The organism is Mycobacterium sp. BK086, from assembly GCA_004362315.1.
Classification (GTDB): domain Bacteria; phylum Actinomycetota; class Actinomycetes; order Mycobacteriales; family Mycobacteriaceae; genus Mycobacterium.
Genome location: SNWL01000008.1, coordinates 277,459 through 303,782 on the forward strand (window position 1 = coordinate 277,459; position 26,324 = coordinate 303,782).

General features: G+C 67.1%; 27 protein-coding genes. 18 read left to right on the top strand and 9 right to left on the bottom strand.

Going from position 1 to position 26,324, the window contains the following annotated elements; genetic code table 11:
• Positions 1 to 8: 8 nt before the first annotated feature.
• From EV580_RS27735 to deoC, 6 genes are all read left to right on the top strand, one after another.
• Positions 9 to 1,343, top strand: coding sequence for a DUF445 domain-containing protein (locus tag EV580_RS27735; protein WP_286171886.1), 1,335 nt, complete (start codon positions 9 to 11; stop codon positions 1,341 to 1,343).
• Between the two features lie 91 nt (positions 1,344 to 1,434).
• Positions 1,435 to 1,827 (top strand): helix-turn-helix domain-containing protein, encoded by a 393-nt coding sequence (locus EV580_RS27740; protein ID WP_133695495.1) that lies wholly within the window; start codon positions 1,435 to 1,437, stop codon positions 1,825 to 1,827.
• Positions 1,828 to 1,899: 72 nt separating this feature from the next.
• Positions 1,900 to 2,511, top strand: coding sequence for a heparin-binding hemagglutinin (locus EV580_RS27745; protein WP_133695496.1), 612 nt, complete (start codon positions 1,900 to 1,902; stop codon positions 2,509 to 2,511).
• 44 nt (positions 2,512 to 2,555) lie between these two features.
• On the top strand, positions 2,556 to 2,831 hold the full coding sequence (locus EV580_RS27750; RefSeq protein ID WP_370581688.1) for a DUF2516 family protein: 276 nt from the start codon (positions 2,556 to 2,558) through the stop codon (positions 2,829 to 2,831).
• The gene (locus EV580_RS27755) at positions 2,828 to 3,247 is read left to right on the top strand and encodes a DUF2599 domain-containing protein (protein WP_208114674.1); all 420 of its coding nucleotides are present in this window, start codon (positions 2,828 to 2,830) and stop codon (positions 3,245 to 3,247) included. The genes EV580_RS27750 and EV580_RS27755 overlap by 4 nt, the downstream gene beginning before the upstream one ends.
• Positions 3,247 to 3,927, top strand: a complete 681-nt coding sequence (gene deoC / locus EV580_RS27760; protein ID WP_133695502.1) for a deoxyribose-phosphate aldolase — start codon at positions 3,247 to 3,249, stop codon at positions 3,925 to 3,927. The genes EV580_RS27755 and deoC overlap by 1 nt, the downstream gene beginning before the upstream one ends.
• Here deoC and EV580_RS27765 read toward each other — a convergent pair.
• The 5 genes from EV580_RS27765 to EV580_RS27785 are packed head-to-tail and all read right to left on the bottom strand — an operon-like array spanning position 3,924 to position 7,511.
• A complete protein-coding gene (locus EV580_RS27765) occupies positions 3,924 to 4,871 on the bottom strand; it encodes an LmeA family phospholipid-binding protein (RefSeq protein WP_286171887.1) in 948 nt (315 codons plus the stop codon). The two genes, deoC and EV580_RS27765, sit on opposite strands and share 4 nt — an antisense overlap.
• Positions 4,868 to 5,689, bottom strand: a complete 822-nt coding sequence (locus tag EV580_RS27770) for a carbon-nitrogen hydrolase family protein (protein ID WP_133695503.1) — start codon at positions 5,687 to 5,689, stop codon at positions 4,868 to 4,870. Before EV580_RS27770 ends, EV580_RS27765 begins: the two co-directional genes overlap by 4 nt.
• Positions 5,690 to 5,698: 9 nt before the next feature.
• On the bottom strand, positions 5,699 to 6,478 hold the full coding sequence (locus EV580_RS27775; protein ID WP_133695981.1) for a class I SAM-dependent methyltransferase: 780 nt from the start codon (positions 6,476 to 6,478) through the stop codon (positions 5,699 to 5,701).
• The gene (locus EV580_RS27780) at positions 6,471 to 6,983 is read right to left on the bottom strand and encodes a DUF2505 domain-containing protein (protein WP_133695505.1); all 513 of its coding nucleotides are present in this window, start codon (positions 6,981 to 6,983) and stop codon (positions 6,471 to 6,473) included. The genes EV580_RS27775 and EV580_RS27780 overlap by 8 nt, the downstream gene beginning before the upstream one ends.
• A 21-nt stretch (positions 6,984 to 7,004) precedes the next feature.
• Positions 7,005 to 7,511 (bottom strand): DUF2505 domain-containing protein, encoded by a 507-nt coding sequence (locus EV580_RS27785; RefSeq protein ID WP_133695506.1) that lies wholly within the window; start codon positions 7,509 to 7,511, stop codon positions 7,005 to 7,007.
• Positions 7,512 to 7,552: 41 nt separating this feature from the next.
• Here EV580_RS27785 and EV580_RS27790 point away from each other — a divergent pair, with 41 nt between their 5' ends.
• From EV580_RS27790 to EV580_RS27800, 3 genes are all read left to right on the top strand, one after another.
• Entirely contained in the window at positions 7,553 to 8,605 is a 1,053-nt protein-coding gene (locus tag EV580_RS27790; protein WP_133695983.1) for a UDP-N-acetylmuramate dehydrogenase, read from the top strand.
• Between the two features lie 155 nt (positions 8,606 to 8,760).
• Complete coding sequence (locus EV580_RS27795; RefSeq protein ID WP_133695508.1) at positions 8,761 to 9,708, top strand: hypothetical protein; 948 nt, start codon at positions 8,761 to 8,763, stop codon at positions 9,706 to 9,708.
• 61 nt (positions 9,709 to 9,769) lie between these two features.
• Positions 9,770 to 11,149 carry a L,D-transpeptidase gene (locus tag EV580_RS27800; RefSeq protein WP_133695510.1) on the top strand — a complete coding sequence of 460 codons (1,380 nt, stop codon included), beginning with the start codon at positions 9,770 to 9,772 and terminating at the stop codon, positions 11,147 to 11,149.
• Here EV580_RS27800 and EV580_RS27805 read toward each other — a convergent pair.
• Entirely contained in the window at positions 11,133 to 11,882 is a 750-nt protein-coding gene (locus EV580_RS27805; protein ID WP_133695512.1) for an SDR family NAD(P)-dependent oxidoreductase, read from the bottom strand. The genes EV580_RS27800 and EV580_RS27805 overlap by 17 nt on opposite strands.
• Positions 11,883 to 12,077: 195 nt before the next feature.
• Between EV580_RS27805 and EV580_RS27810 the strand changes: the two genes are divergently transcribed.
• The 6 genes from EV580_RS27810 (at position 12,078) to regX (ending at position 18,031) form a co-directional block, all read left to right on the top strand.
• A complete protein-coding gene (locus tag EV580_RS27810; protein WP_133695514.1) occupies positions 12,078 to 13,385 on the top strand; it encodes an ROK family protein in 1,308 nt (435 codons plus the stop codon).
• Between the two features lie 52 nt (positions 13,386 to 13,437).
• Complete coding sequence (gene mshA, locus EV580_RS27815; protein ID WP_133695984.1) at positions 13,438 to 14,733, top strand: D-inositol-3-phosphate glycosyltransferase; 1,296 nt, start codon at positions 13,438 to 13,440, stop codon at positions 14,731 to 14,733.
• Positions 14,733 to 15,239 (top strand): type III secretion system chaperone family protein, encoded by a 507-nt coding sequence (locus EV580_RS27820; protein WP_133695515.1) that lies wholly within the window; start codon positions 14,733 to 14,735, stop codon positions 15,237 to 15,239. The genes mshA and EV580_RS27820 overlap by 1 nt, the downstream gene beginning before the upstream one ends.
• Positions 15,240 to 15,261: 22 nt before the next feature.
• Positions 15,262 to 16,008 carry a phosphoglyceromutase gene (locus EV580_RS27825; RefSeq protein ID WP_133695517.1) on the top strand — a complete coding sequence of 249 codons (747 nt, stop codon included), beginning with the start codon at positions 15,262 to 15,264 and terminating at the stop codon, positions 16,006 to 16,008.
• A gap of 131 nt (positions 16,009 to 16,139) precedes the next feature.
• Complete coding sequence (locus tag EV580_RS27830; RefSeq protein WP_133695519.1) at positions 16,140 to 17,348, top strand: sensor histidine kinase; 1,209 nt, start codon at positions 16,140 to 16,142, stop codon at positions 17,346 to 17,348.
• Entirely contained in the window at positions 17,345 to 18,031 is a 687-nt protein-coding gene (gene regX / locus EV580_RS27835; RefSeq protein WP_133695520.1) for a two-component sensory transduction protein RegX, read from the top strand. The genes EV580_RS27830 and regX overlap by 4 nt, the downstream gene beginning before the upstream one ends.
• Before the next feature lie 18 nt (positions 18,032 to 18,049).
• On the opposite strand, the gene EV580_RS27840 is transcribed toward regX, so the two are convergent.
• From EV580_RS27840 to EV580_RS27850, 3 genes are all read right to left on the bottom strand, one after another.
• The gene (locus EV580_RS27840) at positions 18,050 to 19,597 is read right to left on the bottom strand and encodes a sugar transferase (protein ID WP_133695522.1); all 1,548 of its coding nucleotides are present in this window, start codon (positions 19,595 to 19,597) and stop codon (positions 18,050 to 18,052) included.
• A gap of 160 nt (positions 19,598 to 19,757) precedes the next feature.
• Positions 19,758 to 21,014, bottom strand: a complete 1,257-nt coding sequence (locus EV580_RS27845; protein ID WP_133695523.1) for a glycosyltransferase family 4 protein — start codon at positions 21,012 to 21,014, stop codon at positions 19,758 to 19,760.
• A gap of 70 nt (positions 21,015 to 21,084) precedes the next feature.
• Positions 21,085 to 22,446, bottom strand: coding sequence for an alkaline phosphatase family protein (locus EV580_RS27850; protein WP_133695525.1), 1,362 nt, complete (start codon positions 22,444 to 22,446; stop codon positions 21,085 to 21,087).
• Positions 22,447 to 22,668: 222 nt separating this feature from the next.
• Here EV580_RS27850 and EV580_RS27855 point away from each other — a divergent pair, with 222 nt between their 5' ends.
• From EV580_RS27855 to EV580_RS27865, 3 genes are all read left to right on the top strand, one after another.
• A complete protein-coding gene (locus EV580_RS27855) occupies positions 22,669 to 23,292 on the top strand; it encodes a hypothetical protein (RefSeq protein ID WP_133695527.1) in 624 nt (207 codons plus the stop codon).
• A complete protein-coding gene (locus EV580_RS27860) occupies positions 23,289 to 25,304 on the top strand; it encodes an O-antigen ligase family protein (protein WP_133695528.1) in 2,016 nt (671 codons plus the stop codon). Before EV580_RS27855 ends, EV580_RS27860 begins: the two co-directional genes overlap by 4 nt.
• A gap of 62 nt (positions 25,305 to 25,366) precedes the next feature.
• A complete protein-coding gene (locus tag EV580_RS27865; protein ID WP_286171889.1) occupies positions 25,367 to 26,278 on the top strand; it encodes a hypothetical protein in 912 nt (303 codons plus the stop codon).
• Positions 26,279 to 26,324: the final 46 nt, after the last annotated feature.

Here is a 26,324-nt window from a genome sequence, read left to right on the forward strand (position 1 = left end):
ATGGTGGGGTGGCAGCGAAACATCGTCTCCCGGCGTTGCCGGCGGAGGTAGCCCGAGCGGGTGCGTCGTTTGCGGAGTCGTTTGCCGGGGCCGACCCGGAGGCGGACGAGCAGCGGCGCCGCGGGCTGCGCCGGATGAAGGCCGTCGCGCTGAGTTTCCTGATCGGCGCGACGGTGATCTTCCTGGTCTGCCGGTGGGGCCAATCCCAGGGCGGACCGGCGTGGATCGGCTACATCGGCGCGGCCGCCGAGGCCGGGATGGTCGGCGCGCTGGCCGACTGGTTCGCCGTCACCGCACTGTTCCGTCATCCGCTCGGGCTCAAGATTCCGCACACCGCGATCATCAAGCGCAAGAAGGATCAGCTCGGTGAGGGACTGGGCACCTTCGTGCGCGAGAACTTCCTCTCACCGGAGGTGGTGGAGACCAAGCTGCGTGACGCCGAAGTGGCAGGCCGGCTGGGCAAGTGGCTGTCCGAACCGTCGCACGCCGCCCGGGTGGCCAGCGAGGCAGGCACCGTGCTGCGGGTGGTCGTCGAGTTGCTCAACGACGACGACATTCAGCAGGTCATCGACCGCACGATCGTCAGACGGCTCGCTGAGCCGCAGTGGGGACCGCCGGTGGGTCGTGTGCTCGCCCAGCTGTTGGCCGAGAACCGCCAGGAGGCCTTGATACAGCTGTTGTGCGACCGGGCTTTTCAATGGGCTCTCAACGCCGGCGACACCATCGAGCGCGTCGTCACCCGCGACTCACCCACCTGGTCACCGCGATTCGTCGACCAGTTGGTGGGCGACCGGATCCACCGGGAGCTGATGGACTTCACCGACAAAGTGCGTCGCGATCCGAATCATGAACTGCGCCAATCGGCTAACAGATTCCTGTTCGAGTTCGCCAACGATCTGCAGAACGACGATGCGACGATCGCCCGCGCGGAGGCGGTCAAAGAGCAGCTGATGGAACGGGACGAGGTTGCGCGTGCGGCCGAGACCGCGTGGAAGACCTTGAAGCGCTTGGTCCTTGAGGGAGTCGACGACCCGTCGAGCACATTGCGCACGCGCGTCACCGATTCGGTGGTGCGGATCGGGGAGTCGCTGCGCGACGACGCCGAGTTGCGCGACAAGGTGGACAACTGGATCGTGCGGGGCGCGCAGCATCTGGTGGCCCAATATGGGGCGGAAATCACCACGATCATCACCGACACCATCGAGCGGTGGGATGCCGAAGAGGCGAGCCGGCGGATCGAATTGCACGTCGGCCGCGACCTGCAATTCATCCGGATCAACGGCACGGTGGTGGGCGCTCTGGCCGGCCTGATTATCTACAGTGTGGCGCAATTCATGTTCTGACCTGCGCTAGCAAGTGCTTGCAAAAGTTAGCACCCCCACGTAATGTGGCGTCCGTACGCATCGGAATACCCAACGCGACGGGAGGCGAACCATGGCGCAAGACGGCGATATCCAGGCCGTGGTGTCCAATGCCGCGCATGACATCGGGGGCTTCATCAGGGCGCAGCGTGAAGCCGCTCAGGTTTCGGTGCGGCAGTTGGCCGAAAAGGCCGGTGTCAGCAATCCGTACCTCAGTCAGATCGAACGGGGGCTGCGGAAACCTTCCGCGGAAGTTCTGAGCCAGATTGCCAAGGCGCTGCGGATGTCTGCCGAAGTGCTCTACATCCGGGCTGGGATTCTCGAGCCCGGGGAAGCGAGCAAGGTGCACGACGCGATCATCGGAGACACCGTGATCACCGAGCGTCAAAAGCAGGTGCTGCTCGACATTTACACGTCGTTCTGTCAGCAGAACGAAGCTGCCCGTGAGGAGCTCATCCCTGAGTAACAGACCAGCAAGCTTCCAAACCCGTTAACTGACAACCGATTCCAACATCGAAACATCGGAAGGAGCCATACCATGGCTGAGAACAATCCCAACCTCGAAGATCTGAAGGCCCCGCTGCTCGCTGCGGTAGGCGCCGCTGATCTGGCCCTGGCCACCGTCAACGAGATCCTGGCCACCCTGCGTGAGCGCGCCGAAGAGGCCCGCACCGAGGCCAGCAGCCGTGTCGAGGAGCGTCGTGCGGCGCTGACCAAGCTGCAGGAAGACCTGCCCCAGCGTGCCGAGGAACTGCGCGGCAAGCTGTCCACCGAGGAGCTGCGCAAGGCTGCCGAGGGCTACGTCGAGTCGGCCACCGAGACCTACAACAGCCTGGTTGAGCGCGGCGAGGCCGCCCTGGAGCGGCTGCGCAGCCAGTCCGACCTCAAGGATCTCGGCGCCCGTGCCGAGGGCTATGTCGACCAGGCCGTCGAGCTGACCCAGGAAGCCCTGGGCAACGTCTCGTCGCAGACCCGCGCCGTCGGCGAGCGTGCCGCCAAGCTGGTCGGTGTCGAGCTGCCGGCCAAGAAGGCTCCGGCCAAGGCCCCGGCGAAGAAGGCCCCGGCCAAGAAGGCTGCTCCGGCTGCCAAGAAGGCCCCGGCCAAGGCTCCCGCCAAGAAGGCTCCGGCCAAGAAGGTCACCCAGAAGTAATTTCACTTCCACGACAAGACCCGCCTACGCTTGTAGCTGTGATGCTGCAAGGTGTGGCGGGTCTTGTTCTTGAAGTCGTGTTCTGGATGGTCACCGCAGTGACCATCTACGCGTTCGTCCACGCGGCGATGCAGCGGCAGGACGCCTACACCGCGGCCGAGAAGCTCACCAAGCCGGTCTGGCTGGTGATCCTCGGCGTTGCGGGACTGTTGTCACTGTTCCTGGGCGTCACGGGCGTGGCGATCGCCGCCGTGGCCGCCGGGGTCTATCTGGTCGACGTCCGGCCCAAGCTGCTCGAGGTCCAGGGGAAGTCGCGCTGAGCGCACGAGGCCGGCTGGCGGCGGCGCTCGTCGTCGTTCCTATCGGGCTGAGCCTGGCCGCCCCCGCCGCCGCCGACACCACCCCCGCGCCGCCGTTCATCGATCACGCCCAGTGGGTGAGCTGGGGCGATCTGAAGAGTCTGCGGGTCTACCCGACCCCGGCCGGCCGACAGGCGGCCGCAGCGCTGCTGAAAACCCCGTGGGAAATCGATGAGGCATGGGGCGAGGTGCTGGCCCTGGCTCCCGATGCCGATCTGCCCGGGATGCGGGATCAATTCGTCTGTCACTTCCGGTTCGCCGAGATCGGCCAGCCGGGCAAGACCAGCTGGAACCTGGAGCCGTTCCGGCCCGTGGTCGACGACCAGACGATGACGGAAGCGGGCTGCAATCCCGGCGGCCTGGACGAGCCGTTCTGATGCGCTTCAAGGCTGACGTTGCCGCACTGGTCGACCACACGCTGCTCAAGCCCGAGGCCACCGATGCCGACGTCATCGCGCTGGTCGGCGAGGCAGCCGACCTCGGCGTGTTCGCGGTGTGCGTGTCCCCGTCGATGGTGAGCGTTGCCCACACAGCCGCGACCGCGTATCCGGAAGCCCCAGCTATCGCCGCCGTCGCCGGCTTCCCGTCGGGCAAGCATCTGCCGGACGTCAAGGCCCGGGAGGCAGCGGCGGCTGTCGACGATGGTGCCGCCGAGATCGACATGGTCATCGACGTTGGGGCGGCGCTAGCCGGCACGTACGCCGAGGTGGCCGCGGACATCGCGACGGTCCGGTCCGCTGTGCCCGGCGCGGTGCTGAAGGTCATCGTGGAATCGGCCGCGCTGCTGAGCCTGGCCGACGAGGACACGTTAGTGGCGGTGTGCCGGGCCGCCGAGGAATCCGGCGCCGACTTCGTCAAGACCTCCACCGGCTTTCACCCCGCGGGCGGAGCGTCGGTGATCGCGGTCGAGATCATGGCCGCCACCGTCGGCGGTCGCCTCGGGGTGAAGGCCAGCGGCGGTATCCGCACCGCCGAGCACGCGGTGGCGATGCTCGACGCGGGTGCGACCCGGCTCGGGCTGTCCGGGACGCGCGCGGTACTCGACGGGCTCGGCTAGACGCCTGCGAAGCAGGGATCCTGCTGACCGTTGGGGATCGTCGCGTTGCGGGTGATGAACTTGGCGGTGACGCCGTCATCGGTCACCGCGACGCTGTCGGCGTGAATGCCCATCGGCAGGTTGTTGGTCAGCGTGGTCATGAACGCGTCCAGCGCCGGCTGCACCGACTCCTTCGGCAGCATGAAGCCCAGGCCGGTGAGGCTCACCACCTGCAGGCTCAACGCCCCGTTGGCCACCGCAGGCTTCACGATCACACTGCCCAGCCCGCCCTGAAGCTCGATGGTGCCGTCGGACGGCGTCGTGGTCACACCACTGATCAGGCTGCCCAGGAACGGGATGGCGTCCTGCACGGTCTGCTTGATGCCGTCGCTGGACCAGGTGATGTCGGCATCGAGCGCGCCCATCGTGCCCGCCGAGTTGGCGGTCTGGTTGATCCGGACGTCATCGAGAAGAAGGTCGAGTTTCATGCCCTTGGCCTGGCGGATCTGATTGCCGGCCGTCTCGACGTGAATGTCGTTGTAGTGCTTGGTCAGGTGCTGGAGGATGAACGGCCGGACGCCGAACGAGACCTTGGTCTGGTCCTGGACCACGCAGGACACGGCCCTGGACACCACGGTGTCGGCCACGTGGCGCACATAGAGTTCGGTGCCCAACAGCCCGGCGATCACCACCGCCACCACGATGATCAGCGACAGGACGATCGTCAGCGGGTCGCGAAAGAACCCCCGTTTGGGCTCTTCGGGCTCCTCCGGCGATGTGGGCGGCGTTGGCGGGGCCGGTGGCGGTGGCTGCGGGATGTACTGCGTCGGCGCCTCGGTTGGGCCACCCGCACGCGGGATGTACTCGGTGGGTGTGCCCTGCCCCGGGGCCGCTGGCCACGCCGGGGTGGTCGGATCGCCAGGGCCCACGGGATGGTTCGGTCCTTGGGGGGGCGGATTGGTCACCCGCGCGATTCTGCCTTATCAGTCTGAGTGAACTCGGCGCGGTTGCGCAGTACCCCGAGCATTTCCCGCACGGGTGCGACGCGATCGACGTCGATATCGGTCACCACCAACTGCGGATCGTCGCCTGCGGAGGCCACCACCTCGCCCAGCGGAGAGGCCACCACACTGCCGCCCACCCCGGTGGGGGCTTTGGATGCCGTGGCCATCTCGTCGCCGGGATAGCCCTGGTCGACCGCGGCCACAAAGCACGCCGAGTCCAGGGCGCGGGCGCGGGCCAGCAGGGTCCACTGCTCCAGCTTGCCCGGCCCGGCACCCCACGAGGCGTGGACGGTGATCAGCTGGGCGCCGCGGTCGGCGAGCTCGGCGTAGAGGGTGGGGAAGCGGATGTCGTAGCAGAGGGTGATCCCGACACCCACCCCGTCGACGGTGATCACCACCGGCTCGCGGCCCGGTGCCACCGCATCGGATTCAGCGAATCCGAACGCGTCGTACATATGGATCTTGTCGTAGTGCGCGTCGACGTCGGGTCCGACCGCCAGCACCGTGTTGGTGACCCGACCGTCGGGGACCGGGGTGAACATGCCGGCCAGCACGGTGATCCCCGCGCTGTGCGCGATGCGGCGCACCTCGTCGGCCCACGGGCCGCCGAGCGGCTCGGCCACCGGGGCCAGCGGAACGCCGAACCGGCACATCATGCCTTCGGGGAAGGCGACCAACCGGGCACCGGCGTCGGCGGCGCGGCGGGTGTAGTCCTCGACGAGCTTGAGGTTCACGGCCGGGTCGGTGTCCGAGAGCAGTTGGGCCAGGGCAATCCGCATGCCGCCAGCCTACGTCGGCGCGACCGTCGACCAGGGAACAGTCAGCAGTGCATCGCGGGCAGTGCGCCGCTGCGGCTCGATCGGAACCCCCGCCCCGCGCAGGTCGGCGAGCATCGCCCGCCAGCGGTCGCGGGGCCCGAACACCGAGTGGCCGGCCGCCGCGGCCCAGGCCCGATCCGCTTGCATCAGCAGAGTATGGATGGGCTGTCCTGGAACATTATGGTGGATAAGGACTTTCGGCAATCGCTCGGCCAGATCCGACGGTCGCTCGATATGCCGCGGGTCGCATGCCAGGGTCAGGCTCACCGGGCCGTCGCGGTCCAGCAGCACCCAACAGCAGCGCCTGCCGAGCTCGTCGCAGGTGCCGTCGAGGATCAGCCCACCCGGCGCGAGCCGGGCCCGCATCTGTGCCCACGCTTCGTCCACGGCATCTTCGGGGTACTGCCGCAAGACGTTGAACGCGCGCACCAGAACCGGGTGCAAGCCGGCGAGTTCGAAACCGCCGAACCGGAATTCGACGCCGTCGACGCCGGGCATCACCCGCTCGGGATCGATCTCCAGGCCGACGACGCGGGCGTCGGGGCATACCGTGCGCAGCCGTGCCGCCAGTTCCAGTGTGGTGACAGGCAATCGGCCATAGCCCAGGTCGACGATCACCGGTTCGGCGGCCGACTCGAGCGCCGCGCGGACCCGTGGCGAATTCACCAGCCAACGGTCGGCCCGCCGCAACCGGTTGGCATTGGTGGTGCCGCGGGTCGGAACGCCGACCGGGCGCGGTGGTCTAGTAATGGCTGGCGATCCAGTCGCGGGTGAAATCCCGTTCGCTGTCGAACATTCCGCGCAGTCCGTCCAGGACCCACTTCTCGATCTTGCCGCCGACCAGCGGCACGTTGACCTTGCACTGGCTGTGCAGTTGCAGCTGGCTGCCCGCACCGGTCTGCGTCAGCACGTAGGTGCCGTCGAAGTTCATCGGTGCGGCAGGCACCAGCGCCCGGTAGTGCCCGTCGGCCGAATTCGTCGCGGCGTCGAACGGATCGAAGTGCTGTTCGCGGGTGATGGTGAGCCGCAACGGAACCACCGCGGCGATCATCGACGGCACATCTCTGCGCGACACCGTGTGGGTGAACACGATGTCGGTGCCGTTGTCGTCGGAGTGGAACCGGGTGAGCTCGGTGTCGGTGTGCTGCTGGTGCTCGGCGACCAGGTCTTCCCAGTACGTACGGCTGGTGAAGCTCTGGTAGAGGTCGGCCACCGGCTTGTCGAGTCCGATGACGTAGTCCATGCGGCGGGACATGGGCCAACGGTACCCGCGGAGTCAGCCGTTCTGCGCGATCCACCTGGTGGTGAATCGCTGCTCGGCGATCAACAGGTCGACGAGCTGATTGCCGATGAAGTTCTCCACCTTGCCGCCGACAAGCGGGATCCGCACCTCGACGGTGGCCCGAAAAGCCAAGTGCGCCCGCAATTCTGACGGCGCCAACTGTGCGCTGCCGGTCAGTGACACCGGTGCCCCGGGAATGGTGCCGTCGACGGTGGCATTGGCTTGGCCGCCTACCAGTCCGGTCCAGTTCTCCGCGCGCCGGATCTCCAGGTCACCGTGGTGGAATTGATGGACTACCGCGGGTAGCCGGTCGGCCCGCAGCACCTGAGTGGTCGTCACCTCGACGCCGCCGTTCGGGGTGAACCGGATCGAGTTGAGTGTCGCGTCGTCGGCACCGGAATCGGCCAAGCGGGCCAGCCAATACTGCTCGTCGAGGAATGCCTCGTGCACCTGTTCGACGCTGCCCTCGTAGTCGGTGGCCATGTCGAATGAACGCGGCATAGCTGGTGAGGCTACCGTTACGGGCCGTGGGAGCAGGGGACATGTACAGCGGCGCGGCGGTTGCCGAGAACGTCCCGCTGGCCCCTCTGACCACACTGCGGGTCGGGCCGATCGCACGCCGCGTCATCACCTGCACCACCTCCGAGCAGATCGTGGCGACCCTGAGTGCCCTCGACGGCGCCGTCGACGGCCCGGTCCTGGTGCTGGCCGGCGGGTCCAACGTGGTGATCGCCGACGATCTCGCGGATCTGACCGTCGTCCGGCTGGCCAATCGAGCGGTCCGTGTCGACGGCGCCCTGCTGCGTGCCGAGGCCGGCGCGGTCTGGGACGACGTCGTGGTCGCCGCCGTGACGGCCGGACTGGGCGGGCTGGAATGCCTGTCCGGGATCCCCGGCTCGGCCGGTGCCACCCCGGTGCAGAACGTCGGCGCGTACGGCGTCGAGGTGGCCGACTACTTGACCCGTGTCCGGCTGCTGGACCGCAGACGGTCCCAGGTGAGCTGGGTTCCTGCCGGTGAACTCGGCCTGGCATACCGGCACAGCGACCTGAAGAACTCCTCGGATGCGGTGGTGCTGGAGGTGGAATTCGCCCTCGACGACACCGGCCGGTCAGCCCCGCTGCAGTATGCCGAGCTCACCAAGGCCCTCGGCGTGCCGGCGGGGGAGCGGGCGCAGCCCGCCGAGGTGCGGGCCGCCGTGCTGGAACTGCGGGCGCGCAAGGGCATGGTGCTCGATGCCGACGACCACGACACCTGGAGCGTCGGCTCGTTCTTCACCAACCCCGTCGTCCCGGCCGACCGGTTCGCGGAACTCCAGGGTCGCCGCGACGATCCGGTGCCGCACTACCCGGCGCCGGACGGGGTGAAGTTGGCCGCCGGCTGGCTGGTGGAGCACGCCGGTTTCGGCAGAGGCTATCCAGGCGCGGACGGCGCGCCGTGCCGGTTGTCGACCAAGCACGCGCTGGCCGTGACCAATCGTGGCAGCGCGACCACCTCCGATGTGCTGGCGCTGGCGCGGACCGTCCGTGACGGCGTGCGGGACGCGTTCGGCATCACGCTGGTGCCCGAACCCGTGCTGGTTGGCTGTTCGCTGTAGCCCGCTGCGACATCGCCTCGACCGGTATTCACCGCGCCTGCGGCGACACACCTCGATCAATATTCTCAAAATTAACCCGCACGACGAAAAATGGGGAGAATGGTGGGTATCAGCCCGCTCACGGGTTTGCTTCGACGACTACTGGGGGATTCGACATGGCCACTGGGACCACGAAAACTGTGAAGCGCGGACCGCACCGCACGCTGGGTGTCAGAACTTGGCTGGGCGCGGGCGCGGTGACCCTGGGAGTGGGGGCTGCCCTGGCAGGTGCGACCGCGGTCGCCGCGGCCGACACCGGCGGTCACGCGTCCTCGAGTTCGGCGTCGTCGAGCTCGTCGGACGCCGGGCCCAAGCGCGCCACAGGCGTGGCCCAGACCAAGCGGGTGAACGCGCCGGTGGCCAAGGTGGCGAACGCCAGGCCCGCGGTGGCGGGCAAATCCGCTGTGGCGAGCTCGCAGACCAACGAGACCACCCAGACGATCAACACGCCGATCGGCCCGATCACCGTCGCGATCAGCGCCACAACCCCTGACCTCGGTCAGAGTGGCCCGGTCGACCTGGCGGTGAACGCGAGCACCCCGCTCGGCAAGGTGAAACTCGGCCTGGCGGGCAATGAGGTCTTCACTGCGCCTACCCAGCAGGATCCCACGGCCAAGGTCCAGTTCTCGCTGACAGACGGCACGCTCGTCGTCCCCAAGCCGGTCGCCTTCCTGGTGAGCTCCGCCGGCTCCGCCGTGTTGGGGGCCATGTCGGCGTACAACAGCGTCAACGCGTTCTTCACCGCCGCCCAGCACGGAAACTTCCTCGGCGCGGCGCAAGCCTTCCTCGAGGGCGGTCCCAAGATGGCGAATGCCATCTTGTTCGGCCAGGAGTCGCTCACCCTGCCGATCAGCGTCGGTCAGGGTGAACCCGCCCAGGTGAGCATTCCGTTCGGTGGGTTCTTCGCGCCGCTACGGCCCGTGACGCTGACCTGGCCGGGCTACAGCTACGTCGATCAGACTACCGGCGCGGAAGTCACCATCGATCCGGTCGATATCGAGTTCGCGGGCACCAAGTTCGGCGGCGTCGCCGGTGCTCTGGGGCAACTAATCGGCCTCTTGTGAGGGATTGACCACACACGCTCAATTGGCAGCACGGCGGCCGGGTTCCGTATCTTGGATTGACGTGAGCCCAGCCGACCAGCCGCCGATCAACCGGCGACGCGCTTTGACCGCGCTGGCGCTCGGCGTGGCCGCACCCGGTGTGCTGGCCGCCTGCGTCAGCAACCAGCCCGGCAAACAAAGCGCGGCGTCGGGACCCCCACCCAAGCCGTCGCTGAACTTCTCCCCGGCCGACGCGTCCAAGGACGTCATGCCGACGACGCCGGTGAGCATCCAGGTCAAGGACGGCTGGCTGCAGCATGTCTCGCTGACCAATGCCGACGGCAGGGCCGTCGCCGGGGTGCTCAACCGCGACCGCACCGCGTTCACGATCACCGAACCGCTCGGGTACGGCGCCTCCTACACCTGGGCCGGATCGGCGGTCGGACGCGACGGCAAGGCTCTGCCGGTAGCCGCGTCGTTCACCACGGTCGATCCCACCACTAAGGTCAACGGCCAGTTCCAGCTGTCCGACGGCCAGACGGTCGGAGTGGCGGCGCCGATCATCCTGCAGTTCGACGCCGCGATCGACGACGAACACAAGCCCGATGTCGAGAAGGCGCTGACCGTCACCACGACGCCGACGGCCGAGGGCAGCTGGGCCTGGCTGCCTGACGAGGTCGGCGGCTCGCGGGTGCACTGGCGGACCAAGGAGTACTACCCGGCCGGCACCAAGGTCCACGTCGACGCCCGCCTCTACGGCGTGAAGTTCGGCGAGGACGCCTACGGCGCAGCGGATTCCACGCTGGACTTCGATATCGGCCGGCGTCAGGTCGTCAAGGCCGACGCCACCTCGCACCGGATCCAGGTGATCACCGACGAGGGCGTCATCATGGACTTCCCCTGCAGCTACGGCGAGGCCGATCAACCCCGCAACGTCACCCGCAGCGGGATCCACGTCGTCAGCGAGAAGTACGCCGACTTCTACATGACCAACCAGGCCGCCGGCTACAGCAACGTGCACGAGCGCTGGGCGGTGCGGATCTCCAACAACGGTGAGTTCATCCACGCCAATCCGGCGTCGTCGGGCGCGCAGGGCAACACCAACGTCACCAACGGGTGCATCAACCTGTCCACCGGCGACGCCGAGCAGTACTTCGGCACCGCGGTGTACGGCGACCCCGTCGAGGTGACCGGGACCTCCATCAAGCTGTCCTACGCCGACGGCGACATCTGGGACTGGGCGGTGGACTGGAACGATTGGAAGGCCATGTCGGCACTGTCCGACACGCAGCCGCAGACGAGCATCCCGAGCAGTGCGCCGGCCACCCCGAGCGACGCGCCGACGCTGTCGGGCACGCCGACCACGACGAGTCCCACCCCAACCTCATCGTCGAGCCCAACGACGACGGAGACGACGACGTCGACACCGACGACGACGCGGACGGCTACGTCCGGCGGTTGAACCGGCTGGCGCTGGCCTGATCCCGGGGCCGGATGACGATCTGGTCGAGGTTGACGTGCGACGGGCGCGATGCCACGAAGCCGATCACCTCGGCGACGTCATCGGCGGCCAGCGGCGTGATCCCGGAATAGACCGCGTCGGCGCGTTGCTCGTCGCCGCCGAAGCGCACCAGGGAGAACTCCGTCTCCACCGCGCCTGGCGCAATCTCGGTGAGCCGCACCGGTTTTCCGAGCAGCTCCCCGCGCAGTGTCCGGTGCAACGCACCCTGCGCGTGCTTGGCGGCGGTGTATCCGCCACCGCCGTCGTAGACCTCGAGGGCGGCGATCGACGTGACGGTGACGATCAGGCCGTCCCCGGATTCGACGAGTTTGGGCAGCAGCGCCCGCGTGACTCGCAACGTCCCGACGACGTTGGTCTCCCACATCCAGCGCCAGTTGTCGAGGTTGGCTTCGGCGATCGGTTCCAGCCCTTTGGCGCCGCCGGCATTGTTGACCAGCACGTCGACCCGGGTCAGGCCCGCGGCCAGGGCCTCGACCTGGGCTTCGTCTGTGACGTCGGCCACCACGGGCGTTCCGCCGATCTCGTCGGCCAGCCGTTGGAGGCGATCCGCCCGCCGGGCTACTACGACGACGTGAAACCCAAGAGCGGCAAGGGTTTTGGATGTCGCCTCGCCGATACCGGAGCTGGCGCCGGTGACCACGGCCACGCGGGAATGGGCATCTGGACTCGTCATCGCTCCAACTCTAGTAACTGTGCTACTTTCTCCCCGTGATCCGTTTCGGTCTGACCAGCTGTCTGGTCGCGCACACCGCGTGTTGTTGTCGCGCGATTCGCTGCGCCTGACCAGACCGGACACTTTTCTCTCGTCCCGCTCAAGTCGCCAGGTGTGGCACAGGCCCCCACTGAAGACTCGAGAAGGACACCCCCTATGCGCACCGTCGCACTTTCCTCACAAAATCCGCTCCGCACTTCCGCCCATGACGCGGCCCGCATCGCCACCCGGCCGCATCCCCTGCGGGCCCGCCACCACATCGTGGCCCCCTCGCTGCGAATCCCCGATGCCGCCGCCGCATCGGTGTTCGCGGCGGTACGGCAGCGCGGTGCCATCGGCCGGGATGTGATCGCCCAGGTCACCAACCTGTCGATCGCCACAGTGAACCGCCAGGTCACCGCCCTGCTGGACGCCGGAATCCTGCGTGAGCGCGCCGATCTCGCGGTGTCCGGCGCCATCGGCCGCCCGCGTGTCCCCGTCGAGGTCAACCACGAGCCGTTCCTGACCCTCGGTATCCACATCGGCGCGCGGACCACCAACATCGTCGCGACCGACCTGCTTGGCCGCACGCTCGACGCCGTGGAAACCCCCACCCCGCGGGGCGGGCAGGCCGCCGCGCTGGCCTCGCTGGCCGGCAGTGCCCGTCGTTATCTGAGCCGCTGGCATCGCCGTCGCCCGTTGTGGATCGGCGTTGCGATCGGCGGTGTGGTCGACAGCGTCACCGGACACGTCGACCACAGTCGGCTGGGCTGGGCGCAGGCTCCGGTCGGACCGGTGCTCGCCGAGGCGTTGGGGTTGCCGGTGTCGGTGGCGTCTCACGTGGATGCGATGGCCGGCGCCGAAGTGCTGCTCGGTCTGCGTCGCCCGCCGGCCCCGACCTCGAGCAGCCTGTACGTCTATGCCCGCGAGACCGTCGGCTTCGCGCTGGTGATCGGCGGCCGGGTGCACAGCCCATCCAGTGGGCCTGGCACCATCGCTGCACTGCCGGTGTCCTCCGAATTACTCGGCGGCAGTGGACAATTGGAGTCAACCGTCAGCGACGAGGCCGTGCTGGCCGCCGCCCGCAAGCGCGGCATCGTGCCCTCGTCGGGCCCCAGCGCGTCGATGGCCGCCCTGCTTCGCACCGCCCGCCAAGGTGATACGCCCGCCGCGGTCGGCGCCCGCGAACTGCTGGCCGAACGGGCGCGGGTTCTCGGTGGTGCGGTCGCGCTGCTGCGCGACATGCTCAACCCCGACGACCTCGTCGTGGGCGGCCAGGCGTTCACCGAATATCCCGAGGGCATGCAACTTGTCGAGGCCGCGTTCGCCGAGCGGTCGGTGCTGCCGGACCGCGATATCCGGGTGACCGCGTTCGGTAATCGGGTGCAAGAAGCCGGCGCCGGAATCGTGTCGCTGGGTGGGCTGTACGCGGATCCGATCGGCGCTTTGAGACGGGCGCAGAACCGCCGCGAAGCCGCGGTGTAAAGATGGAGGCGTGCGGTACGCCCGGGAACTGACTGACAGTTCGACCGATGCGATGCCGCGGCGTGTTGCGGTGTTGTCGGTACACACCTCGCCACTGGCCCAGCCCGGCACCGGTGATGCCGGCGGAATGAACGTCTACGTCCTGCAGACCGCTCTGCACATGGCCCGGCGCGGGGTGGAGGTGGAGATCTTCACCCGGGCGACCTCGTCGTCGGATCAGCCGCTGGTCCGGGTGGCACCCGGGGTGCTGGTGCGCAACGTGGTCGCGGGCCCCTTCGAGGGGCTCGACAAGTACGACCTGCCGACTCAGCTGTGCGCGTTCACCGCCGGGGTCCTGCGTGCCGAGGCCAATCACGAGCCCGGGTACTACGACGTCGTGCACTCGCATTACTGGCTGTCTGGTCAGGTCGGCTGGTTGGCCCGCGACCGCTGGGCGGTGCCGCTGGTCCACACCGCGCACACGCTGGCCGCGGTGAAGAACGCCGCACTGGCCGAGGGTGATTCGCCGGAACCGCCGCTGCGCTCAGTGGGCGAGCAGCAAGTGGTCGATGAGGCCGACCGGCTGGTGGTCAACACCGAAGATGAAGCTCGCCAACTGATTTCGTTGCACAATGCCGACCCGCGGCGGATCGACGTGGTGTACCCGGGCGTCGACCTGGACACGTTCACTCCCGGCGACAAGGCAACCGCGAGGGCAGGTTTGGGGCTGCGGGCAGACGAGCGGGTGGTCGCCTTCGTCGGGCGGATCCAGCCGCTGAAGGCACCCGATGTGCTGTTGCGGGCGGCGGCCCAGGTGCCCGGTGTACGGGTGCTGGTCGCCGGTGGCCCGTCGGGCAGTGGGTTGGCCGCACCCGATGCTTTGGTGGGTCTTGCCGCTGAATTGGGTATCGCAGATCGGGTGACGTTCCTTCCTCCGCAGTCCCGCGAGCAGCTGGTCAATGTTTATCGGGCTGCCGATCTGGTTGCGGTGCCCAGCTATTCGGAATCGTTCGGGCTGGTGGCCGTCGAGGCTCAGGCCTGTGGAACACCGGTGGTGGCCGCCGCGGTGGGTGGACTGCCCGTCGCCGTCGCCGATGGTGTCAGCGGGGCCCTGGTGTCCAGTCACGACCCCGCTCGGTGGGCCGACGCGATCGCCGAAGTGCTTCGGCGCGACCCCGATGAGCTCAGCCGGGCGGCCGCCGCGCACGCGCAGCGCTTCTCCTGGGCCAGCACCGTCGATGGACTGCTCGACAGCTATGGCAGGGCGATCACCGACTACGCCAGCGCCCGCAGGCGCGGTGCGGCCGGTGACGCGCTGGCCCGGCGTAACGGCCGACGCTGGTCGATGCGCCGCGGGGTCCGGGCCTGATGGGTGACGTTCAGCAGCTCATCGAGGACGCGCTGACCGAACATGGGCTCGTCTACAGCCGACACGTTGGGGCTCACGGCGGGCTACCCGGGCTGATCGTCGAGCTGCCGGGGGAGCGCAAGCTCAAGACCAACACCCTGTTGAGCATCGGTGAGCACTCGGTGCGTGTCGAGGCGTTCGTCTGCCGCCAGCCCGACGAGAACCACCAGGGCGTCTACCGATTTCTGCTCAAGCGCAACCGACGGCTCTACGGCGTCGCCTACACGCTGGACAACACGGGCGACATCTATCTGGTCGGGCGGATGGCGCTGGAGGCGGTCACCCCCGACGAGCTCGATCGGGTGCTCGGACAGGTCCTCGAGGCCGTCGACACCGACTTCAACACCCTGCTGGAGCTGGGTTTCAAGTCGTCCATCCAGAAGGAGTGGGCGTGGCGGGTGTCGCGCGGTGAATCACTGAAGAACCTCGAGGCGTTCGAGCATCTGATCGACCAAGACGACGACTGAGCCGCGTGAGAGGATTTCGGGCATGGCTGACTCGACATTGATCCTGCTCCGGCACGGCGAGAGCGAATGGAACGCGCTGAATCTGTTCACCGGCTGGGTGGACGTCGACCTCACGGACAAGGGCCGGGCCGAGGCCGTGCGTGGCGGGAAGCTGATGGCCGAGCAGGGCGTGCTGCCCGACGTGCTCTACACCTCGCTGCTGCGGCGCGCGATCACCACCGCGCACCTGGCGCTGGATGCCGCTGACCGGCTGTGGATTCCGGTGGTCCGGGACTGGCGGCTCAACGAGCGGCACTATGGCGCGCTGCAGGGCCTGGACAAGGCCGAGACCAAGGAGAAGTACGGCGAGGAGCAGTTCATGCTGTGGCGCCGCAGCTACGACACGCCGCCGCCGCCGATCGAGCGGGGCAGCACCTACAGCCAGGACGCCGACCCGCGCTACGCCGATATCGGCGGCGGACCGCTGACGGAGTGCCTGGCCGACGTCGTCGCCCGGTTCGTCCCGTACTTCACCGAGACGATCGTCCCGGATCTGCAGGCCGGTAAGACAGTCCTGATGGTGGCGCACGGCAATTCCTTGCGCGCGCTGGTGAAATACCTGGACGGCATGTCGGACGACGAGGTCGTCGGCCTGAACATCCCGACCGGGATCCCGCTGCGTTACGACCTGGACGCCGACCTGAAGCCGCGGGTCGCCGGGGGTACCTATCTGGATCCCGAGGCCGCCGCCGCCGGTGCTGCCGCCGTGGCCAGCCAGGGCGCCAAATAACCCGACGATTCGGCCGGTTTGGGAAACGGCGGGTAAACGGGGGCGGAATACATACGTCCTGAGAGTGTGACGTGACCCGATTTAGCCGCACGCTGCTGGGATGACGTTCACCGGATGCGTACCCTTTGCGTGTGGGTGTTGTCTCGGTGGCACTGTTGGTCACCGCTGCGGCGCTGGTAGCGCTCGCTTTGGGTCTTGGAATAGGGGCCGCGCTCACCCCACGCATCCTCGAGCGCAGGCAGCGCCGCGCGATCACCGAAGCCGGCATCACGGTGTCGCAGATGTTGCAGCACGTCGTGTCGCTCGCGCCGATCGGCATGGTGGTCGTCGACTCCCACCGCGACGTGGTCTTCATCAACGACCGCGCCACTGAACTCGGCCTCGTGCGCGACCGCCAGCTCGACGAGCGAGCCTGGGCCGCTGCGCAGCACGTGCTGGCCACCGGGGAGGGTGTCGAGGTCGACCTCTCTGCGCAGCCGCAGCGCGCCGCCGCCGGCCGTTCGGGACTCTCGGTTCGCGGACACGTACAGATGCTGAGCAAGCAGGATCCGCGGTTCGCCGTGGTCTACGTCGAAGACCAGTCCGAGCAGGCGCGCATGGAGGCCAGCCGGCGCGACTTCGTGGCCAACGTCAGCCATGAACTCAAGACGCCGGTCGCCGCGATGGGTGTGCTGGCCGAGGCGCTGCTGGAGTCGGCCGAAGACCCCGAGACCGTGCACCACTTCAGTCGCAAGATCCTCACCGAGTCCCAGCGGCTGGCCAACATGGTCGGCGAGCTGATCGAACTGTCTCGTCTGCAGGGCGCCGAACCGCTGCCGAACCTGGACGGCATCGACGTGGATTCCGTTGTCAGCGAGGCGATTTCGCGCCACAAGGTGGCAGCCGACAATGCCGACATCAAGGTGACGACCGACGCGCCGAGCGGCTTCCGGGTGCTGGGCGATCAGACGTTGTTGGTCACCGCGCTGGCGAATCTGATCTCGAATGCGATCGCGTACTCACCCGACGGGTCGAAGGTGTCGATCAGTCGACGTCGCCGCGGCGACAACGTCGAGATCGCGGTCACCGACCGGGGAATCGGCATCGCCCGCGCCGATCAGGAGCGGGTGTTCGAACGGTTCTTCCGGGTCGACAAAGCGCGCTCCCGTGCCACCGGCGGCACCGGTCTGGGGTTGGCCATCGTCAAACATGTGGCGGCCAATCACAACGGCAGTATCCGGCTGTGGAGCCAGCCGGGAACCGGCTCGACGTTCACCCTGTCCATTCCCGCCTATCCCAACAACGATGACGACGAACCGGCCGACCAATCGGCCATTGACGAGGAGGCACTACGCCAATGACCAATGTGTTGATCGTGGAGGACGAAGAATCCCTGGCCGACCCGCTGGCATTCCTGCTGCGCAAGGAAGGGTTCGAGGCCACCGTCGTCGGTGACGGCCCATCGGCCCTTGCTGAATTCGATCGATCCGGCGCCGACATCGTGCTGCTCGATCTGATGCTGCCGGGGATGACCGGCACCGATGTGTGTAAGCAGTTGCGCGCTCGCTCCAGCGTGCCGGTGATCATGGTGACCGCACGCGACAGCGAGATCGACAAGGTGGTCGGGCTGGAGCTCGGTGCCGACGATTACGTGACCAAGCCGTATTCGGCCCGCGAGCTGATCGCCCGTATCCGTGCCGTGCTGCGCCGCGGCAGTGACGCCGAAGACTCCGGCATCGGTGACGCCATCCTGGAGGCCGGCCCGGTGCGCATGGACGTGGAGCGTCACGTCGTTACAGTCAACGGTGAGCCGATCACCTTGCCGCTCAAGGAATTCGACCTTCTGGAATACCTGATGCGCAACAGCGGGCGGGTGCTCACCCGCGGTCAGCTCATCGACCGGGTGTGGGGTGCGGACTATGTCGGCGACACCAAAACCCTTGACGTCCACGTGAAGCGGCTGCGGTCCAAGATCGAGGGCGATCCGGCCAACCCGGTGCACCTGGTCACGGTGCGCGGGCTGGGCTACAAGCTGGAAGGCTAGCCCGGCCGCTGGCTGGATCTAGTAGGCGCCGTCGCCGCTCAAAACGGTCTTGATCGTCTTGACGATGATCACCAGATCCTTGATGGGCGACCAGTTTTCGATGTAGCTGAGGTCCAGACGGACGGCGTCCTCGGTCTGCAGGTCTGAGCGTCCGCTGATCTGCCACAGGCCGGTCAGGCCGGGCTTGACGCTCAACCGGCGGCGAACCAGATAGTCGTACGAGTCGACCTCGCGGCGGACCTGCGGCCGGGGCCCGACAACGCTCATGTCACCGCGCAGCACGTTGATGAACTGCGGCAGCTCGTCGATGCTGTATTTGCGAATCACCTTGCCGACCCGGGTAACCCGCGGATCGTCCTTGGCCTTCCAGAACATCGGGGTGCTGCCGTCGGCGGCGATCATCGCCGACGCTCCGGCGTCGGCACCGTCGACCATGCTGCGGAACTTGAGCATCTTGAACGTGGTGCCCCGCAGGCCGATCCGCTCGGAGACGTAGAAAACCGGTCCGGGGCTGGACAACCGCACGGCCAGTGCTGCGAGTGCGAACAGCGGTGCCACGACGATCAGCGCGATCGTGGTGAACACGATGTCGAAGGCGCGCTTGGCTGCCGAGTTGGCCCCTTCGTGCTGCGGCTTGGTCACCTCGAACATGGCCATGCCCGCGACCGGCCGGCTGTGCAGCCGGTCCTCGGCGATGTCGACCAGCCCGGGGGCGATCAGCAGATCCACGCCGAGCGAATCGAGCTCCCAGATCAGCCGGCGGATCTCGGTGGGGTGCAGATGATCGGTGGCCGCCAGCGCGACCGTGTGCGCCCCGGTGCGGCGCACGGCATCGGCGATGGCCTGGTCGATCCCGACGATGGGGATGGACCGCCCGTCGACGTCGATGCTGTGGTCACGCACTGTCGGCCCCGCGGGGGTGCAGACCCCGACGACTCGGTACCCAGCACTGGGGTCACGGACGAAGGTTGCGGCAACGTCGGTTGCCGAGCGCGAGCTACCGACCACGAGCACGGAAACCTGGTGCTCGGCGCGACTGAGTTCGGCGACCGCTACCTTGCGCCAGTAGCGGCGGCTGACCAGCAGGCCGGCCAGTCCGAGCGGGAAGGCGATCGCGAGATAGGGGCGCGAGATGTCGACGTGGAACAGCAGCGCGCCGATCGCGATCAGGCCAAACAGCTGCAGGGTGGCGAGCACGACGCTGGTGTACTCGCTGACGCCGCGGCCGACTGTCCGGCGTGCGCGGTAGCCGTTGAGCCCCAGGGCGCCCATCCACAGCGCAGCCAGCCCGGCCGAGCCCGCGGCGTAAGTCAGCAGGGCGTCCGGCTGGCCGGCAAACACCACCGCGGTCGCGACAGCCAACATCAAGCTAATAATCGCCGCGTCGGTCAGCACCATCCGCTTGGAGTGCCGATCATGACGGGCCTCGCGCCGCGAAGCACGAGTTTCGGGCCACAGCGGGGGAATAGTGTTCTCGAAAAATAACGGCGAGGTCGAGTTTTGGCGAAGATCTTCATCCCAGTCGTTACCGACTGAGATGTGATTATCAGACTGTTCGGCCAACACAGCGAAAATATGCCCTCGGTATCGGAGAACTGCTATTAACTGCACCGTAACCCCACTTAGGCCGCAAGGCAACCACTGGGACGGATGACGTCCATCACTTGTTTTGTGCAGAGTGATGCAGATTCAGCAAATAATCGAAAGAAGGCGCTGCTCGGCGTCGTCAGTCCGTGCCGAAGGCGTCGTCATACGCGGCGAACACCGCGGGACGCGAGTACTTGGAAAGAAAGTGTTCGCGGGCCTGCGCCGAGATCTCGGCGTTGTAGGCCGGGTTGGTCAGCGAGCACAGCTGCTCGGTGAATTCGGCCGGTTCGGCACACACCAGCACGCCGGTGCCGGCGCCGCTGGCGATGCCCTCAGCACCGATGGGCGTGGACACCACCGGCAGCGCCCGGCCGAGCGCTTCGACCACCTTGAGCTTGATACCGGAGCCGAAACGCACGGGGTTGACCAGTGCCGCGGCCCCGCCGAGTGCCTCGCCGAGGTCGGTGACATAGCCCTCGATCTGGACGCTGTCGCGCAAGGTCGCCGCCAGCTCGGATAATTCGGGCCTGGCCTCGCGTCCGATGACTCGGAGCCGGGCACCGGGCAATCGCTCGACAATGCTCGGCCAGGCCGTGCGCAGAAACGAGCGCAGGCCGTCGTCGTTGTGGGGAAGCGACAGCAATCCGAGGAAGACGAACTCCGGTTCGCCGTCCCAGTGTCGTTGGGGCATGGTCGGTGCCAGGACCAGCGGCGGAACGCTGCGGATTCGATGTGCCGGCGCACTGGAGCGATCGGCCAGCACGCTGGCCTCGTCGGCGTTGACCAGTAGCGAGCGACGAAACCGGTGCACTGTGCGGTCCTCGCTGCGCCGGACCAGTGACCGCTCGGCGCGCAGCAGCAGGGTCTGGCTGTGACGGTGAGTGGCCAGCGGACGCAACTTCGCCGGGACGTGTTCGGCGAAATTGCCCAACGGGCTGACGTTGATCTCGCCGTAGCGTTCGGCGGCTTCCAGCATGCGGTCGTAGCGCTCGGAGAACAGGTCGTCGAGATAGCAGACCTGGGTGGCCGCCACCTGGTCGGGAGCGTACTGCGCCATTCGGACCGTATCGTATACCTGCAGTTCAGGACGTATTTTGCCGAGGATCTCGGTGATGCCCGCGGCGGTCTGCCGGGAGCCAAGGAAGGCTTCCTGCAAGCTGGCCCGCCCGGTGGTGACCTTGGTCATGAGATTGCCGAGGACCTGGCCGCGGCTGGGACCGGGCACGACGTGCAGCGGAACCGGAAACTGGTGCTGTGGTGGTGCGCCGACCTTGATGTAGTGCACGTTGTCCTGGCCGTGCCGTTCGCTGAGGTAGTCGATGAATCCCGCCAGGACGACCTTCTTACCGGCATCGGTCGGATAGGGGTCGACGGCACTTATCAACGCAACAGCCACCGCGTGATGTTAGCTAAATTGCGAAAATTTGCCATGACGTCTTCTGGCAGCGGTGGTGTAGCCGCCGCCGTCAGTTCGGGTAGCAGGTCAGCGCGACCTGCGCCTCCTTCATGTATGCGGGTGCGTTGACGCCGAAGAGTCGAAGGATCGTCGGGGCCACCGACGTCAGCGGGATCCGCTCGTCGACCCGGCGAGGTGTGGGGGACTGCACCCAGAAGCAGCCGTCGGGATGGTGGCGGCCGCTGCGCAGGCTGTGGATGCGGTAGAAGTACTCGTCGAACGGTGCCTGCCTGCCGTCGGGCAGCGTCATCATCGTGCGGCCCTGCGACCACTCGTTGATCGCACAGCCGGCCTTGAACCGTGGCCCCTCGGCCTCCTGCATCCGGAACAGCGGCTGGTCGCTGACTCGGCACTCCGTGAGCTGCGCGATGGCGCGCTGGGCGGCGGCCTCGTCGGGGAACGACAGCAGGAATTCCTCGGCCATCAACGGCGCCACTTCCGCGCTGGTCATGTCGATGCCGATCAGCCCGAGCAACTGGTCGAAATCCTTGGGCCGGTAGGTGCACTTCGTCGTGTCCCAGGGCTGCTGGCTCAGTGCGGTCGCGAACACCAGCCGGTCATCGGGGAAGTCGGCCAGGAAGCGCCCGATGAGCTGGTCATTGTTGCGGTAACCCTCGAGCATCGCGTCCGCCAGGGACGAGTGATCCTCGGGCGGCGACGGCAGCGAGAAGATCTCGGGTCGGAAGTTGCGCCAGTAGTAGTGCTGAAGGTGGGCCGTCGAATTCGAGAAGAAGGTGGCGAACGCGACGTTGTGGCGGCGCACCAGATTGCGAAAGACGTCGTAGGACATGGCGTCCAGGGCGAAGGAGCGACGCCATTTCACGCCGGGATCGCGCCGTTCACCGAGGAGCTGCTGCACGGTGGACAACGCGGTGGCCGGCGTCAGGCCATGTGTCGCGAGGTATCTGGCGAACGGGAGTGCGGCCCGCTTGTCGAGTTGATCGGCGGAATTCTCCTGCACGGCAGACACCACGAAGTTGGTGAACGCCTTGATATCGGCGGGATGCGGCGACAATTCCGCATTCCACGGGTCGGGTATGACGAAACCGTCGAGCGGTCCGTAGTCGAGGTTCATCGAGCCGAAGACGCCGACCTTGAATCCGGCGGCGGCCAGTTCGCGAGCGATCCCGCGCCCGGCGACCAGATCGGCTTCGCCGAGATGCTGGATACCGTGATCGCGGTCCGGGATACCGGTGTGCAGCGTCGGCCACTGAACCCACGGCTCGAGGTTGATCTCGTTGGCGGCGTCGGTGACGAAGACTTCCGAGGAGTCCCGCAGCTTCCGGAAATTCGGCAACTCGCCCGCGTCGATGAACTCGTCGATCAGAGTCGGACTCAACTCGTTGAATTCGATCTGAATTGTCCGTCGCATCGGCAACTCCACCCCGTAGGTCCTGGCGTGAAGATAGCACGAGCGTGGCGACGTCGAGATGTGCCGAGGATGCTGTCCAAAGTTCGCCGGGCCGACGCGCCAAACAGCAGTCGTCCCAGTTCAGACGGCGCTGTATTGTGTCCAACACCCGAAGACATCGGTAACGAGAAAATTGTCTCGGCGCCAAGTTGCACATGGCGCGGCGAGACTGAAGGACGGGATATGACCAAGCATCGCAGGACGATCGCCGTCTTCGCGTTCGTCGGCGCCATCCTCGGAGCGGCACTGGGATTCTTTCTGGCCCCGCAACCGCACTGGTACCAAGCGTCGGCCAACGTCGCGCTTCTCCCGGCACCCGATCTCACCACCGAGCAGTCCTCGGCGTTCTGGGAGGTGCTCACCCGCGGGCAGGTCAGCAGGACGGCCGCGGTGCTGTACAACGACGGCCGCTGGATACCGTCGGCGGCCACGGCGGCGAAGGTGCCCCAGGCCGATCTCTCGCTGTCCGCCGCGGCCCTGCCCGATACGACGATCGTGGTCGTCACGGTGGTGGCGCATTCGGCAGGTGCCGCCGAGGCGGGTCTCAACGACGTTCTGAACAAGGCCACTCCCGAAGTCGCGTCGCTGGCCGCGCCGTATGCCGTGAAAGTGATGTGGCCGCCGCAGAACAACGCCCTTCCCCTTCCGAGCCCGCGCCGCTCACAGATCGCGGCCGCGGTGGCGCTCGGCGGACTGCTCATCGGCGGCGGCGTCGGCTGGATCGTCGCCCGATCGCGAGATCGCCGCGATGACACCGCATCTCGTCGGACCGGCCCGATCCGCGAAGAGGTGCGACCCGGGCTATGACCGGCCCGATCCGCGCCACGCCTCAATCCGGCGAACTTGCGGCGATGGCCCTCGTCGGTGGTGCCGCGACCGTCGCGGCGGTGGTGATGTTCGGTTCGCGCAGCCCGTTGTTCGTGATCGCCGCGCTGATCGGCGGTGTCGGGCTGGTGTACGCGGCGCGGCGACCGCTTCTGGCACTTGTCGCGATGGTTGCCATCGAGGCCAGCAACCTGTCGGGTGTGCTGGAGCAACACGGCAATGTCCCGGTGTTCCAGGCGTCGATGGCGCTCGGACTTCTGGCCGTCGTTCTTGGCCTGCGTGATTCGGAGTTACGCGCGCGGCTCAACGTCTGGACGGTGATCTGCGCCGGACTACTGGCTGTGTTCCTGGCGACGCAGATGGTGGCCGCGATCGGCAGTGCCGATCTGGCGGCGTCGCTTTCTTCGGTGCGCCGCACCGCTATCGACCTGCTCTTCCTGATGCTCGTTCTGATGCTGGCTCAGATGACGGCGCGGCCGTGGACCGTCGCGATCACGATCGTCACGGTGCTGGCGCTGCTGTCTGTACTGACGGTGATCGACTTCGTCGTCTTCGGTGGCACCAACTCGTTCGGCGGATTCTCCATCGTCACAACATCTTCGGGTGAACTGGTCACCACGCCCCGATACGGCGGACCGCTGCCGGACTCCAACTTCTGGGGCAGGCACCTGATAATGGGCCTGCCGCTCGCGGCGGCCCTGTTGACACGGTCACTGCGGGCGTCGGACCGGCGGGCCGTGACCCTGGTCGCCCTGTCGATTCTTGCGTTGCTGGCCGGCATCTACCTGACCCAGTCGCGCGGCACGTTCCTGTCGGCCGGCATCGCAATGGTGGTGTGGTTCATCGCTTCTGAACGATCCATCCGGCGGTGGGCGCTGGTCGCCCTGCCCGCGGTGTTCGCATCGTCGTTCGTTCCCGGCATCGGCAACCGCCTCCAGGACATGTTCCAGCAGATCAGCCAGGGCGACGAGAGCAGCCACGTGGACCCGTCGCTGCTCGGCCGGTTGGCCGCCCAGGAACAGGCCGCCATGATGTGGTCGCAGCGGCCCTATTTCGGGTTCGGTCCCGGTACGTTCGCCGGTGAGGTGATCAACTTCGCCGGGCGGGTGTCGACGGCGGTTCGGGAGCCGAATCTGGCCGCGCACAACCTCTATCTGTCGCTGCTCGCTGAGACCGGGGTCTTCGGTCTCATCGGGTGGACGGTAATGGTGGCCGGTTTCTTGGCCATCATCGTCTTGCGGATCATCGCGCAGCCGCGCTCGGCCGACCGGGTTCTGGTGGCCGCACTGGCCGCGGCGATCGTCGGATGGTCGGTATCCAGTGTCGGGCTTCATCTCTCGTACTTCCGCACCTTCGCATTGGTGCTGGCCATGGTGGCGGCGGTCGCGCCGCAGTGGCCGGTTTCGGCCGAGATCGTGCGAAGGTTCCTGCGCAACGCCGGGATATGGCTGGTGGCCACGGCTCTGGGCGGAGCGTTCTTCTGGGCCTACCTCACCGCGAACAGCACCTCGGTGTTCCGGGCCAGCCAGCACATGACGCTGGTGCCCGCGCAGCCCCCCGACGGTTGGTATGCATACGCCCTCGATGTCCGGTCGAGGATCGAGATGTTGCCCACCATGGGAAGAGTTCTGCGCGACGGGAATTCGCCGGTCACCATCGAGGCCGACGCCGTACGCGGACTTCTCACCTTCACCGCCGAGGCGGACAGCGCGGACCAGGCTCGCGACGAGGTGCAGCGCGCCGCGGCGGTCGCGGGTACCCGGTTGAGTGAGGTGAACGGCTACGACCAGTACCTGCTGCAGACCGTCGGCAGCATGCAGATCACGCAGACCAGCGATCACACGAACACCACGGTCTTCGTCGCCGTTGCCGTCGGCATCGCCGGTGGACTGGTGACGGGTATGTCGTTGTTCGCGATGATCGGTGGCAGGCGTACCGATGATCAGGATTCCGTGACGCAGTCGTCGACAGACGATCGCGTTGCCGCCGAATGAGACGTGCCGGCAAGGCTGTTCACCATTGGTCTAGCAGCAGATCGGCGCGGTCGGTCACCGCGGTGGTCGCCATCGTGATCGTGGTTGTGGCGGTGCTTGCCGGGCGGGCGGCGTGTTCGAGCCCTGCCCATGACTGGCTGGCCAATCCGTTCGCAGCCGAGAGCCCTTGGCGGACAGCGATTCCACAGGATGCGGGGGTCGACCCGAACAGTGCGGCCATGATCGGCTACGTGCAGTCGACCCGCGGCGTGTTCGCCAACATCGTGGAGTTCGGCATTCCGATCTTCTCGGTTGGCCCGGATACCCCCGCCTACGCGGTGAAATGCTCAGGCCCCGAGTGGGGAGTATGCCCTTTCGCCGGCTGGCCGGTACCGATTCCGTATGGGGCGAAGCCCAATTCGGGCTCCGATGGGGTGATGGTCACCGTCGACGAGGCCACCTCGACCATCTTCGAGTTCTGGCAGGCGGCCAAGAGCGGCAATGACTGGTCCGCGCAGTGGGGCGCTGTCAACAGTCTGCGCGGGTCCGGATGGGGTGGCTCGGCAACGGGATCGGGTGCGTCGCGGCTCGGCGGCGTCATCCGGGTCGCCGAGATCAGTTCAGGCGTGATACCGCATGCGCTGGCCCTGCAAACCAGCAACGCCTGCAAGACCTTTCGGCCGCCTGCACTGAAGTCCGATGGCAAGTCGGCCCGGGCTGACTGCCTGCCCGAAGGCGCTCATCTGCAACTGGATCCGTCTGTCGACCTGACCAAGCTCGGCCTCACCAAGGGGGAGCTGGCGGTTGCGACGGCCATGCAACGCTACGGCGGCTATATCGTGGATGTCGGGGGCGCACCACTGAGCATGAGCTTCGAATTCGAAGCCTCGGCCAGCCCGCCCGCGCTCGGCAAGACCTACCAAGCCGCGGGATTCCGTTGGGATTACGACCCGATGGAACGCATCCCGTGGGAGAAGCTTCGGGTGCTGAGCTGACGCGGTTCGCGCAAGCGCTTATCGGCCCTAGAAGTGCTGCTATCGT

What these genes read in the sequence shown, in the direction of transcription:
- EV580_RS27740 (WP_133695495.1), top strand. Translation starts at nt 1,435, where the DNA reads ATGGCGCAAGACGGCGATATCCAGGCCGTGGTGTCCAATGCCGCGCAT.
- EV580_RS27745 (WP_133695496.1), top strand. Translation starts at nt 1,900, where the DNA reads ATGGCTGAGAACAATCCCAACCTCGAAGATCTGAAGGCCCCGCTGCTC.
- deoC (WP_133695502.1), top strand. Translation starts at nt 3,247, where the DNA reads ATGCGCTTCAAGGCTGACGTTGCCGCACTGGTCGACCACACGCTGCTC.
- EV580_RS27770 (WP_133695503.1), bottom strand. Translation starts at nt 5,689, where the DNA reads ATGCGGATTGCCCTGGCCCAACTGCTCTCGGACACCGACCCGGCCGTG.
- EV580_RS27780 (WP_133695505.1), bottom strand. Translation starts at nt 6,983, where the DNA reads ATGTCCCGCCGCATGGACTACGTCATCGGACTCGACAAGCCGGTGGCC.
- EV580_RS27785 (WP_133695506.1), bottom strand. Translation starts at nt 7,511, where the DNA reads ATGCCGCGTTCATTCGACATGGCCACCGACTACGAGGGCAGCGTCGAA.
- EV580_RS27790 (WP_133695983.1), top strand. Translation starts at nt 7,553, where the DNA reads ATGTACAGCGGCGCGGCGGTTGCCGAGAACGTCCCGCTGGCCCCTCTG.
- EV580_RS27795 (WP_133695508.1), top strand. Translation starts at nt 8,761, where the DNA reads ATGGCCACTGGGACCACGAAAACTGTGAAGCGCGGACCGCACCGCACG.
- EV580_RS27805 (WP_133695512.1), bottom strand. Translation starts at nt 11,882, where the DNA reads ATGACGAGTCCAGATGCCCATTCCCGCGTGGCCGTGGTCACCGGCGCC.
- EV580_RS27810 (WP_133695514.1), top strand. Translation starts at nt 12,078, where the DNA reads ATGCGCACCGTCGCACTTTCCTCACAAAATCCGCTCCGCACTTCCGCC.
- mshA (WP_133695984.1), top strand. Translation starts at nt 13,438, where the DNA reads ATGCCGCGGCGTGTTGCGGTGTTGTCGGTACACACCTCGCCACTGGCC.
- EV580_RS27820 (WP_133695515.1), top strand. Translation starts at nt 14,733, where the DNA reads ATGGGTGACGTTCAGCAGCTCATCGAGGACGCGCTGACCGAACATGGG.
- EV580_RS27825 (WP_133695517.1), top strand. Translation starts at nt 15,262, where the DNA reads ATGGCTGACTCGACATTGATCCTGCTCCGGCACGGCGAGAGCGAATGG.
- regX (WP_133695520.1), top strand. Translation starts at nt 17,345, where the DNA reads ATGACCAATGTGTTGATCGTGGAGGACGAAGAATCCCTGGCCGACCCG.
- EV580_RS27850 (WP_133695525.1), bottom strand. Translation starts at nt 22,446, where the DNA reads ATGCGACGGACAATTCAGATCGAATTCAACGAGTTGAGTCCGACTCTG.
- EV580_RS27855 (WP_133695527.1), top strand. Translation starts at nt 22,669, where the DNA reads ATGACCAAGCATCGCAGGACGATCGCCGTCTTCGCGTTCGTCGGCGCC.
- EV580_RS27860 (WP_133695528.1), top strand. Translation starts at nt 23,289, where the DNA reads ATGACCGGCCCGATCCGCGCCACGCCTCAATCCGGCGAACTTGCGGCG.